The sequence below is a fragment of the bacterium genome (assembly GCA_016708025.1).
Lineage (GTDB): Bacteria > Zixibacteria > MSB-5A5 > GN15 > FEB-12 > FEB-12.
Genome location: JADJGQ010000002.1, coordinates 1,059,876 through 1,071,964 on the forward strand (window position 1 = coordinate 1,059,876; position 12,089 = coordinate 1,071,964).

Below are 12,089 nucleotides of genomic sequence, written 5' to 3' on the forward strand. Positions count from 1 at the left end.
TGGCCACGAGGACAGAGTACGCATAAGCGCCGGAGACCTGAGGCGGTTGAGCTATGACGACCGGCGCATCATCGACCACTTCAACAACGGCGGCGTCACCAGTGTCGTTATGATCACCATTATCACCACCGCCGAGTAGGTCGATGCCGAGATCACCGCGTGACCATCGAGCATAAGTTTTGCACCGATTCCCGCAAAGATCAAACCAACCTCGCCGCGAGGGATCATTCCGAGCCCTACCGCGAATCGGTTGGTCTGTTTATCCCATATCCCGAGCGAGCAGGCCTGCTTGCCGATGATCGCCGCAATCGTCAGGACTGCCGCAAATCCAAGAATCTCTACCTGGGCGAAAGTGGTCAGGTCCACCAGCATCCCCATCCGCACAAAGAAGATCGGGACCAGGAAGATGGCGATCGGAGAGATCAGTTCTTCCATGGTATGTTTTTCGCGCTCTTCGAACTCCTGATATTCGATACGGTCGTAGATCAGACCGGCAGCGAATGCGCCAACAATCGGCGCCAGGCCGATCTTGCCGGCGACATACGCGAGGCCGAAACAGATCAATAACGCGAACGAGAGGAAAACCCCCTTGCCGCGAACTCGAATGGCCAGCTTGAAATATTTCGGAAGGAGCCATTGTCCCACCACAATAGCCCCGACAATGAAGATCAGCGCTTTGCCGATGATCCAGCTCACCTGACCGGCAGAAATACCGTCCTGGCCCGTTGAGGCCGCAGTAATTATCCCCGAGACGATCGCGAGGATCACTAATCCCAGTACATCATCGATCACCGCGGCTCCAAGAATGATCTTGGATTCACGCGAACTGGTTTTGCCGATATCTTTCAGCACACGCGCCGTTATTCCAACTGAGGTCGCACAAAGTGTAGCGCCAATGAAGGCGTGCACCAGTTCCGATTCTTCGGGCAGGAAGATGATGCTGACACCCCATCCCAGAAAGAATGGCGCGATGACGCCCAGAACGGCCACGAGCAGTGAGGTCAGGCCGACCTGCCGCATTTCACGGACAGTCGATTCTAAGCCAACCTCGAACAACAGGATGATCACACCCAATTCGGCCAGAATCTCCAGCGTGAGATTGGAACCGAAACCCTGGAAGAGGTCGATCCCGATCAGGTGTGCATTGCCGATCAGCATTCCGATGATCAGCTCTCCCAACACAGCCGGTTGACTGACCCGTTCGAACAGATCACCGCCAAGCTTAGCTGCCAGAAGGATGACGATCAGTTCGAGCAGGACATTAAGCACCGCGCCACCATGGCCGCTATCCCCTCCGCCGGCCGCAAGTGCGACCTCATATAATGCCAGCCCGCCCAACATCACCATAAGTAGCCGGGATCGCTGGAAGGTCAGTAGTCTTGTAAGTTTCACCTCAGACTCCAGTTACCGAAAGATCGAACCTGCTGTGTCCCGTTAATCGGGAGAATCTTGCCACCGGGGCGAATCGGCCGAATCGGTATAGTTTCAGGGCCGTCTGCCGATAATTATATGCAGATAAGGCGGTTCAAGACAAGTAAACAACTGGGGTTTCAGGGCTTATACTATGTTCATAATCATCGGCGCGATTGTCGTGGTCGGCGGCGTTCTGGGCGGCTTTATGCTGGAAGGCGGCCAGGCATTGGCTCTCTATCAGCCCCTCGAAGTGATGATCATTGGTGGCGCGGCTTTGGGCGCTCTGCTGATCGCCACGCCATTGACCGTGATCAAAGGAATCATCGGTCAGGCCAAAGGAGTCCTTGGCGCAGGGCTCGGTAAAAAGGATTATCTCGAACTGCTCGTCATGATGTACGAGATCTTCAATGTCGCGCGCCGCGATGGTCTGGTCGGCCTGGAAAACCATATCGAACACCCCAAAGAATCCGAGATCTTCAAACGTTATCCCAAATTCCTGGCAAACCACCACGCCGTGGAATTTTTCTGCGACACCATGCGCGTCATCATTTCCGGATCGGTCCAGCCGCATGATCTGGCTGACCTGATGGAAGAGGATATAGACACCCTGCATGCCGAAGAACTTCGCCCGTCCCAGGCGCTCAGTTCGGTAGCCGACTCGCTTCCGGGGCTGGGAATTGTCGCGGCGGTGCTCGGCGTCGTATTGACGATGTCCGCGATCAACGGCCCGCCCGAAGTTATCGGACACAAAGTGGCCGCCGCACTGGTCGGTACTTTCCTTGGAATTTTGGGGTGCTACGGCTTTGTCGGTCCATTGGCCGCCAGCATGACGCACCGGATCAACGATACCAAGCAGTATCTTGGCTGCATGAAACATGCGCTCCTCTCTTTCCATAAGGGAGTGGCCGGCGTTATCGCAGTGGAATTCGCCCGTCGAACGCTTTTTGCGGAAGTTCGTCCCGGATTCACCGAACTGGAAAAAGCCTGTAACGAGTCAAAGAAGAAGTAAGCCGTGGCTGACGAAGTCCAACCGATCATTATCAAGCGAAAAAAACATGGCGGACATGGCCATCACGGCGGCGCTTGGAAAGTGGCGTTTGCTGATTTCATGACGGCCATGATGTGCTTTTTCCTCGTGATGTGGCTGGTCGGGCAGAAGGACGATGTCAAGGAAGCGGTCGCCGGCTATTTCCGCGACCCGGGGAAATTCAATCAAGAGGGACGGTCGGGCGTTCTGAAAGGGACCGCAAACGCGATCAATGCGGAAAACCCGACTATGGGGTTGGTCAATAACCCGATTAAAAACGAAAACCTCCCCTCCGAATCGGAAAAAGAGCAACTGACGATCGCGGCCAAGAATATCCTGCAGGAACTCGAAAAGCAGGAAGCCTTCCAGCGGCTGAAAAAGAATATCCGGATCCAACTCACGGCCGAAGGACTGCGCATCATCCTGAACGAGTCCGAGGATGCCGCCGCATTCTTCGAACCCGGCTCCGACAAATTGCTGCAAAAAAGCGCGGTGGTCCTGATGGTGATCGCCCAGGAACTGGGAAAACTGCAGAATCGCCTCGTCCTCGAAGGACACACCGACAATACTTTCGGTGGCGAAGCCGGCTATACTAACTGGGAGCTTTCCGCGGACCGTGCCAACTCGGCGCGCGAGCTGATGGAGGTTTCCGGGCTGCACGACGGGCAGATCCGCGAGGTGCGCGGCTATGCCGACAAATTCCCCATGATAGTCGAAAATCCTTCCGATGCCCGCAACCGTCGCGTGACGATCCTGGTGTTGTACGAAGCGAAAGAAAAGACGTATGACCAGGTGGAGGTCGATGGCGACCTGTTCAGCGAAAACGGGTAATATCAGGTTCACACCTCGATTTCTTGCCTGACAATCGTCAAGCGCTCCCATATATTCTGCCTCAGCATTAAATGAATGCCCCCCGGTCCAATTGTGATCGGGGCTTTTGTGTTGTCCGACAGGCACTCCTGATCCCGTTTGTTTCACGTAAGTGACAGGGACAGAACCATAACCACAGCATCCCCACCCACCGGGTGGGTTTTCGCGTATCGGGAAATATGAAAACAGAGACTCGCACCCAACCGACCCACACTCCGACCCGCTTCCTCCAACTGTTGTCCCTCTGGCAACAATACGCACCGGTAATCGAGCTGCAGAATCGTCTGCAGGGGGACCATCCGCGCCTCTCTGTCGCCGGGCTGGCCGGATCGGCCGAGGCATTTCTGGTGCATGCGCTGGCGCAACAAACCGACCGCCCAATTGTCGTTGTCACTCGCTCCACGGATGAAGCGGCGGAACTGCACGAAGATCTCCTTTTCCTGATGGATCAGGAGAAGTTGGCGTTTTATCCCTCCCGGCAGATCCTCCCGTATGACTTCAAGGCGCCCGTCGGCGAGATCATGGGACAACGGATCAGTACTCTGGCCGGATTGATCGACCATCGCCTATCGGTAGTCGTCTGCCCGTTACGCGCCCTGATGGAGCCAACCATCCCGGTCGAGATCCTTGACTCAAGTCGGGTTGATATCGAGGTCGGGAAGTTGATTGATATCGACGAAATAGTGGAACGACTGGTGCAGCTTGGTTTCAAACGGGTGCCGCTGGTCGAAGAGGTGGGAGATTTCGCACGGCGTGGCGGACTGATCGATCTGTTCACCCCCGGATCGGAATTCCCGGTTCGCGTGGAGCTGTTTGATGATCAGGTGGAAACGATCCGCTATTTTGAGGTCGGCAATCAGCGGACTGTCGGGCAAGTCGATCGAGTGACGATCCTGCCGAAACGAGAGATCCCGATCACGCAGGAGACGCTGGAAGAGGAACTGGGGAAACTCCCGGAAGATGATGCCGACTATATTCGACATCGCTACCTGAATGACCCGGAACTCCCGGGACTCGAATGGCTCTCCGTGCTTTTTGGACTCAAGCAGGGATCGATCCTCGACTATCTCCCCGAGAATACGGTGGTCTTCCTCCAGAACGAAGAATCGCTCAAAGAAGAAGCGGATGCAGTGATCCTTGAAGCTGAGTCTTTGCATGCGAGACTGAAGGAGCGGTTGAGCCGCCTTCCCGCCCCGACCGAATATTACCTGGCGCCGGACAAAGTCTTTTCCCGTCTCGAGGGGAAGACCCACATCAACCACCTGCCGTTTCGCGGAGCCAAAGCGGATGTGATCGCCTTCAACTGCCAGCCGCATCCCGCGTTTAATGCCCGCCTTGATCTGCTGGGGAAAGCGATCGGGGATTACCGGGATATCAATATCGACTACGTCATCACCACCGACAATGAGGGACAGGCAGCTCGGCTGGATGAATTGATCCAGCAGAAAGCGTCGCTCGCCGTGCGGCCCCATGTTGAGGTAGTTTCGATCCGCGCAGGCTTTGCCTGCCCCGATGCCGGATTTGTCATCCTGACAGACCATGAGATCTTCAGCCGTCACCACCGGCGGATCCGTCGCAAGAAATTCCGCGAGGGAGTGGCGATCTCCGACTACTCCGCCCTGATGAAGGGGGACTATGTCGTACACACCGAATATGGGATCGCACGCTATCTCGGTCTGCAGACCCTCACTGTGGACAAGCGGAATCGGGATTGTTTGCTGTTGCAGTATGCCGGGACCGACAAGCTGTATGTACCGATAGAAGAATTCAACCGCGTCTCCAAATACTCCGGCAAAGATTCTGCTCCGCAGTTGACCGCATTGGGTGGCCCGGGATGGGAGAAGCTGAAGGCCAGGACCAAGAAGGCGATCGCCGACATGGCGGCCGATCTGATCCGCCTCTACGCCGCGCGCAAGACCCGCTCGGGTCACGCGTTTGGCGAGGATTCCGTCTGGTTGAAGCAGCTAGAAGCGTCCTTTCCGTATGATGAAACACCCGACCAACAAAAAGCGATCGATGATGTCAAACGGGATCTGGCGATTGAGAATCCAATGGATCGCCTGGTCTGCGGTGATGTCGGGTATGGAAAAACCGAAGTGGCGATTCGCGCCGCGTTTAAGGCTATGGACGGCGGTAAGCAGGTCGCCTTGCTGGTGCCGACAACCATCCTGGCACAACAGCATTTCACCACGTTTTCTGAGAGATTACGAGATTATCCGTTCAAGATAGAACTGCTTTCTCGTTTTCGGAGTCGAGCTGAACAGCTTGAGACAGTCAAGCGCGTGGCGGCCGGGCAGGTGGATCTGGTGATCGGAACTCATCGCCTCCTCTCCAGAGATGTCGAGTTCTCCAAGCTCGGGCTCCTGGTGATCGATGAGGAACATCGGTTTGGCGTAAAGCATAAAGAGAAATTGCGGGAGATCGCCGCAACTGTCGATACGTTGGCCATGACCGCCACGCCGATCCCACGGACATTGCAAATGTCGCTGATGGGGGCGCGCGACATGAGCCTGATCAACACCTCACCCAAAGACAGGTTACCGATCATTACCGAGATCGCCGAATTCGATCCTTCGGTTATCACCACGACCATTCTTCGCGAACTGGAGCGCGGCGGACAGGTCTTTTTCGTGCACAACCGGGTACAGACGATCGAAGCAATGCATGAGTATCTCAAGAAGTTGCTTCCCAAGATCGAGATCGCCGTGGCGCATGGTCAGATGCATGAGCGAACCCTTGAAGGGATCATGCTCGCCTTCATGGCCAAGCGGTTTGACCTGTTGCTGTGTACTTCGATCATCGAATCCGGACTGGATATCCCGAATGCCAATACGATCATCATCAATCGCGCCGATCGATTCGGACTGGCGCAGTTGTATCAGTTGCGCGGGCGAGTGGGGAGATCGGACCGTCGAGCCTATTCATATCTATTGACACCGCCAATGCGGATGCTCAACCGCGACGCCATCAAGCGATTGCGCGCCCTTGAAGCACACTCCGATCTTGGATCAGGTTTCGCCCTGGCGATGCGGGATCTTGAGATCAGAGGGGCGGGAACAATCCTTGGCCCGAAACAGTCCGGCTTCATCGAAGAAGTTGGCTATGATCTCTACAATCGTTTGCTCGAGGAAGCGGTCGCCGAATTGCGCGGTGAAGAGATCCAGCGTCTGCCGGAAACCAAGCTGGAGATCGATATCGAGACATATCTCGCGGACGAGTATATCAACGACCGAAGACAGAAAGTCGATGTGTACCGTCGATTGGCGGATGCCCGCAACCTGGATGATGTCGAAAAGATCCGGGAGGAAGTGGCTGATCGATATGGACGAATGCCGCAGTCCGCGCTCAATCTGATCGAGGCTACCGCAGTGAAGATAGCCGCATCGCTTTTGGAAGTTGAGAAAGTGAAGATCCGGTCTGGACGCGTGAATCTCTTTTTCGGTGAGAACCGTCGACTGACCCGACCGGAAGTGGAAGCACTCCGACAGGGGACCGACCGCCCGATGGAGTTTTCACTCCTGGGTGCTCCGCGAATCGATATCGATCTCAGTTCATTGAATGAAACGGAGCGTCTCCCGCACCTTCGCGGAATGCTCAGCAAGGTCGGATAGAACCGTCTCAGCGACCTCGGGTGGCGGCCTCGCGCACGAGCGCGGCGTATCTGGCCGCCAATGGACCGGATGCATAGGTCGCCTGAGCATAGTGATGCCCGACCTCAGCCATCGCGGACCGCTTCGCCGGATCCTGCAGCAGTTCGACTAGGCAATTGGCGAGTTTGGCGCTGTTATCCAGTTCTACCAACCGACCGGTTTTGCCGTCCTCGATAATGTCAACTATTCCGCCCGATCGCGTCCCCACTGCGCACGCGCCGCACATCATTGCTTCCGAAAGCGCCAGGCCGAATCCCTCGCGATACGAATTCAGCACGGATATCGCCGCGCGATTGTAAACGGTCCGCAACGCCGTCTGCGAAACAGGGGGAGTGATCGTGACAAACGTCTCCAATCCAAACTGCTTGATCATCCCTTGTATAGAGTCCTGAAGCGGACCACCACCGTAGATCTCCAGCTTGGCAGCCGGATGCTTCTCCGTTACCAGCGCGAACGCTTTGATCAGGAAATCAACGCGCTTCTGATCGGTGAAGCGGGTTACCGCCACTACCAGGTTGGGGTCACGCTCGACTGCCGCATCGCGGAAGAAAATGGTCTCGTCATGGGGGAGAGGGAGTACCTCGAGTAATGATCCGACCGAAGGCTCCATCTCGATGATCTCATCGCGCAGATAGGATGAAACAACAGTCCATCGATGCAACCGCCTGGTCAGTCCGCCAAAATAGAGCCGGGAGAGTTTGGCATACTTGGAGATCAGACGGATATCGGTCCCGTGGGAAGAAAGGATCATCGGCAGATCGGTTTTGGAGGCGATAGACTTCATGACGATGCCGGACGGAATCAGCCAATTGCCCGCGACCACCTGGATCTTCTGCTCAGCGATGATCTTAAATGCCGCTGTGCGAAATGCATCGAGGAATCGCTTGAACTGGAAAATGCCGCTGACTGAGCCAAGTACCAGTTGATGCATGGCGCCGCGATAGGCGATCGTCTCTTCGGCATCTGTCGGCGCATAGCGAAAGCGATAGACCGGTACACCATCCATCACCTCATATTCGGGGAGACCGGCATCATGTGGCGCCAGCACAATTGGCGCAATTCCCTGCTCGGTAAGTTTTCTCGCCAGAAGTGCGATAAAGCCGCCGGCAAAGTCACCCGCAAAGCGGGGATAGTTGTGGGTCAGGATCAGTAGTCTAACTGGCTCGCTCATAGTCTATTAAGTGTACAACATCGAAATCGCTAATGAAATTAAAATGTCCCCGGCTGAGGCAACTTTGTATATTCACCAGCACGTATGAAGCAGGTTTCCCGACAACTCGATTTTGCCACCCATCTTGATTTCAGCGCTATCCTGACCAATCCGATCCTGGATATCGCGGCGCGAGTCTGGGAAGCTGACCGCTATGAGGCGTTTCGGACCTGTTATCGTTCGATGCGGCGGATCGATGATCTGGTGGATCATCGACGCGCCCTGCAAACACCGATCACGCCAGAAGAGATCATCGAGATCGAGGCAGGGATCAGCCAATGGGTCGCCGAGGCAACGGCCGGGCGCTCGACCGATCAATTCACCACCGCATTTCTGGCGACACTGGCCGATTTCCGCATGCCGCTCTGGCCGTGGGAACGACTCTGTCGCGCCATGATCTACGACCTGACTAATAATGGATTTAGTACGTTTCATCAGTTCCTTCGGTATTGCGAGGGAGCGGCGATTTCACCGGCCGCCGTCTTCATGCATCTCTGCGGCGTACGTGGCGCGCAGGGAGAGCGGCAGGTTCCGCCATATGATATCCGACTGGCGGCCCGCCCACTGGCGATCTTTTCATATCTGGTACATCTGATGCGCGATTTCGAAAAGGACCAGCGGGAAGGACTGAATTACTTCTCTGATGACATCCTGCGTCGTAACGATCTGACGCGCGAGCAGATTCGAGAACTGGCGATCAATCAGTCGGTAACGAAGCAACTTCGCGGGCTGATGTCGGATTATCATTGGATCGCCGGCGAGTACCAGGTCCTGGCGCGTCGAATGGTTGACAAAACTTTGCCCTTGCTTGCGCCGAGATATCAGTTGAGTCTTGAGTTGATCTACTCATTATATAGCCAGATATTCGAGCAGATCGACCCGGTCGGTGGCCGGTTCACCACTGCGGCGACGAACCCATCGCCGGAAGCAATTGAGTCCCGTATCCAGTTGACTATCAATAACTTTCGCGAAGTATCCTGAAACTCAGGGAAGATTCTCCTGTTCTACTTGTATTGACTTACAGTAAACAGTGAGATGGAATGAACAGTCTTATGCATAACGACTTTTCGGGTATAAAGGAAGTAGGAGCAGAAATGAAAAAACTATTTTGCACCGGGATGTTCCTGCTGGGGGCAATAGCCGCCCAGGCATCCGACATGGCAGTCACCGTCTACAACAATAATCTGGGTGTCATCAGTGAAACACGCTCATTGGATATCAAGCAGGGGAGAAATCGTCTCTCTTTCACCGATGTTCCGGCGCTGATCGATGCGGCTTCGGTGCGGGTGGAATTACCCGGCGGCAACAACAAGCTGACTATCCTGGAGCAGAATTACGCTTACGATCTGGTCAGCCCGGAGCAGATGTACCAGAAGTATATCGATGAACAGATCGAGATCGTTGACGAAGATGGAAAACTCTATAGCGGAAAACTTCTCGCTTACAGTGGTGGGGCGATCACGTTGATGGATGCATCCGGTAAGGTGAAGATCGTTACCTCCGCGAAAGTGACCGAAGTCAGTTTCCCGGCATTACCCGAGGGACTGATCACTCGCCCGACTCTCAATTGGCTCTATAATTCCTCCACCAGCGGCAAAGTGGATCTCCGCGTTGGTTACCAGACCAGTGGACTGAGCTGGAATGCGGAGTATGTCGGCGTGCTGGACGAAAAAGAAACCTCTCTTGGCCTCTCCGGCTGGTCCTCCATCAACAACTTCTCCGGCAAGAGCTACAAGGATGCTTCTCTGAAACTGATCGCGGGTGATATCTCGCGCGCCAATCAGCCACCGCAGCCGATATACAAAGGGCGAATGGAGCTCTCTGCAACCGCCGACGCCGCCGGTTTTGAAGAGAAGCAGTTCTTCGAATATCATATGTACACACTCCCACGCAAAGCGACCGTGCTGGATAAAGAGATCAAACAGCTATCGCTGTTTGATCCGGCGAAAGCCTCGGTTCGCAAAGTGTATGTCTACAAACCGGAAGAGAACCAGAAACAGGTTGCGGTTGCGGTGAAATTCAAAAACTCGGAGCAGACCGGACTGGGAATGCCGCTTCCGGCCGGACGAGTACGCCTCTTTAAGGCAGACACGGATGGCGCACTGGTACTTCTGGGTGAAGACCTGATCGACCATACGCCGAAGGATGAAGAGGTCAACCTGCGAGTCGGCTATGCGTTTGATATCGCCGCCGAAGAACGGATGATGACCCAAACGCGCATCTCCGACCGAGTCGAAGAGCGGGATTTTGAGATCGAATTCCGCAATCATAAGAAAGAGACAGTCACGATCTCTGTAGAGAAGAATCTGTATGGGTCAGTCGAAGTGAAACAGGCGGATTTCCAGTATAAACTGAAGGATGCCAACACGCTGACGTTTGATATCACGGTACCGCCGGATCAGACGGTGATCTCGAAGTACAAGGTCCGGATCTCATGGTAGCGTGGGTTGACAAGGCTTGTGACAAATGTTACATTTGGCCGGAAAACTGTACGGGTGTATCGATTATCAGGAGGCATAGTTTGAAGACATTCATGAGGTTAGTCATATTGGCCCTGGCGCTGACGATGGTCGCCGGATCAGCCGAGGCCCAGAGAAAGGGACGAAAACTCCCTGAAAAAGCCTATATCGAGTCCGCGCAGATCGCGATTGGCTACAAAGATACTGCTCACCTGAGAGTCGCCATACCGAATCTCGATTCGCTGTTGATGTGGTATGGTCCGCATCCGGAAGCCTACTACTGGCAGAACCAGATCGCCGCAGGCTTTGTCGACCAGATCTCCAGCCCCAAGGATAAAGAGCCGTGGGTGATGGTAATGGCGGCCTACCGTGACTCCCTCAAGCAGACCTGCGCCAATTCCAAGATCAAGGCCAACTACCGTAAGAATTGCCAGGACTTCTCTGATCGCTGCGATTCGACCGCGGTCAAATACTGGCGCATTTATTACAATCAGGGGATCGAGCAACTGGGCACGATCGAGGAAGCGTCCAAGGAAATGAAGGCGGAAGCGGATTCCACCACCAAAGCCTACTACAAAGAGAAGATCATGGCCGCTGGCGACTCTGCGCTCTTTAATGTCAGGCTCTGTATTATCCTCGATTCCACGGATAACCGCGCCTATCTGCTGGCCGGATCGGTCGCCGAAAAACAGGGGAATCTCTCCCTCTCCAACGAGTGGCTGCAGCGTGGTTTGAAATACACAGCCGACTCAACCCAGATCCTCCTGCAGATCGCCTATAATATCCTTGGCGAAAACAAGTATTGCGAAGCGATCCCGTATCTGAAGCAGTACGCCGGAGTGGCTCCCTCGGATACCGGCAACCTGCTCAACCTGACCATCTGCTACAACAACTGCAAGTTCTATGACTCTGCGGCGATGATCAATCACCAGATCCTTGGACTCAACCCGAACCAGCCGGACGCGCTGTTAGGGCTTGGGCAGTATTTCAATCAGTTGGGCATCTGGGCAAACGATTCGACCAACGCAGCCAAGGACCGCAAAGACGAGGCCGCAATCAAGAAATGGACCGACTATCGGGCGGAGCTGTTCGATTCATCAAAAGTCTATTTCAAGCGTGCGTTTGAAAATGACCCGACCAATCTGATCGCGGTTGAAGAATATGCCGTCGTCGCGTTTGTCACTTCGGACTTTGTCGCTGCAACGACCGCATTCGGTAAACTGACCGAACTGGAACCGAGCCGAACCGAACACTGGATCTCGCTTGGCGATGCTCATATCAACATGAAGAAATTCAAGGATGCGATCACCGCGTACGAAAAGGCAGTCGAACTGGAACCGGACAACCGTCAGGTCTGGGAACGACTCGCCGACCTGTATGCGGAAGAAGGCATGTCGGCCAAGGCCGCTAAAGCCAAAGAGCACCTTAAGTAAGCACCCAGTATCACCTTTTGAAATTTA

8 protein-coding genes are annotated in these 12,089 nt (G+C 54.8%); 6 read left to right on the plus strand and 2 right to left on the minus strand.

What is annotated here, in order from left to right; genetic code table 11:
• Positions 1–51 precede the first annotated feature (51 nt).
• Positions 52–1,392 (minus strand): cation:proton antiporter, encoded by a 1,341-nt coding sequence (locus IPH75_10750; GenBank protein ID MBK7142547.1) that lies wholly within the window; start codon positions 1,390–1,392, stop codon positions 52–54.
• A gap of 172 nt (positions 1,393–1,564) precedes the next feature.
• On the opposite strand from IPH75_10750, the gene motA reads away from it, so the two are divergent.
• From motA to mfd, 3 genes are all read left to right on the plus strand, one after another.
• Positions 1,565–2,422, plus strand: coding sequence for a flagellar motor stator protein MotA (gene motA / locus IPH75_10755; GenBank protein ID MBK7142548.1), 858 nt, complete (start codon positions 1,565–1,567; stop codon positions 2,420–2,422).
• 3 nt (positions 2,423–2,425) lie between these two features.
• Positions 2,426–3,271 carry an OmpA family protein gene (locus IPH75_10760; protein ID MBK7142549.1) on the plus strand — a complete coding sequence of 282 codons (846 nt, stop codon included), beginning with the start codon at positions 2,426–2,428 and terminating at the stop codon, positions 3,269–3,271.
• Between the two features lie 218 nt (positions 3,272–3,489).
• A complete protein-coding gene (mfd, locus tag IPH75_10765) occupies positions 3,490–6,921 on the plus strand; it encodes a transcription-repair coupling factor (protein MBK7142550.1) in 3,432 nt (1,143 codons plus the stop codon).
• A 7-nt stretch (positions 6,922–6,928) separates the two neighbouring features.
• Here mfd and IPH75_10770 read toward each other — a convergent pair whose 3' ends face one another.
• A complete protein-coding gene (locus tag IPH75_10770; protein ID MBK7142551.1) occupies positions 6,929–8,131 on the minus strand; it encodes a glycosyltransferase family 4 protein in 1,203 nt (400 codons plus the stop codon).
• A gap of 84 nt (positions 8,132–8,215) precedes the next feature.
• Between IPH75_10770 and IPH75_10775 the strand changes: the two genes are divergently transcribed.
• From IPH75_10775 to IPH75_10785, 3 genes are all read left to right on the plus strand, one after another.
• A complete protein-coding gene (locus IPH75_10775; GenBank protein MBK7142552.1) occupies positions 8,216–9,151 on the plus strand; it encodes a squalene/phytoene synthase family protein in 936 nt (311 codons plus the stop codon).
• Positions 9,152–9,264: 113 nt separating this feature from the next.
• A complete protein-coding gene (locus IPH75_10780; GenBank protein MBK7142553.1) occupies positions 9,265–10,611 on the plus strand; it encodes a DUF4140 domain-containing protein in 1,347 nt (448 codons plus the stop codon).
• Between the two features lie 80 nt (positions 10,612–10,691).
• Entirely contained in the window at positions 10,692–12,062 is a 1,371-nt protein-coding gene (locus tag IPH75_10785; protein MBK7142554.1) for a tetratricopeptide repeat protein, read from the plus strand.
• Positions 12,063–12,089 lie beyond the last annotated feature (27 nt).